We start from the raw sequence: 605 nt of genomic DNA, 5'->3' as shown, positions 1-605 counted from the left end.
GTTCAGAACGCGCCTTTTGAAACGGGCACCCTCTGTGACCTGGCAAACTGTTATTGCAACTGTGTTTGTCGCTGACAATCAATTGCCAGATGCGGTCGTCTATAGGTTTAGGCCAAGCGTCGCGGTCACCATCCCATTTCCCTTGAGCGAGTGAGCGATACATGGTTTCCAGTAATTCAATGTCTTTTTTCTTTGGCTTGGTCTCAAACATTGCTAGTCGACCTCCATCTACACCACTGGCTGTTGCGAGCTTTTCTGCGCAGCAGTAGCGCTGCCTACCTTTGGCAAGAATGAAAGAGAATTCTCTGTCTGTAATACGACGGAATAGAGGAAGGTCTTTATTCACTAGCTGTTCTTGAAGCGCGACGGTTGCCGTTGAGATAACGACTTTGCGGTTGTTATGCACGGCAACTGGTATAGCGGCCATCAAATAAGAAAGTGACTTACCGATCCCTGTGCCTGCTTCTGCTACCAGTATTCGATTGGACTTATGATATTGACCACAAAGCGTCTTTGCGATTTCAGCGACAAGATAATTTTGAGCTCGTCTTGGTACAAAGTTATCGAGTTGTGCTTGTAGGTTTTGATAGCTATTGCGAATCGAT

The 605-nt window shown here is 46.4% G+C and carries 1 pseudogene; it reads right to left on the bottom strand.

Features of this window, described 5'->3' with window-relative positions:
* A pseudogene (locus tag R7E78_RS28220) lies at window positions 1–605 on the bottom strand (ATP-dependent DNA helicase DinG); the annotation flags it as partial.

The sequence above is a fragment of the Vibrio sp. YT-19(2023) genome, from assembly GCF_033337395.1.
The sequence above is the reverse complement of the archived record's forward strand: the minus strand, read 5'-3'. Positions and strand labels throughout refer to the sequence as shown.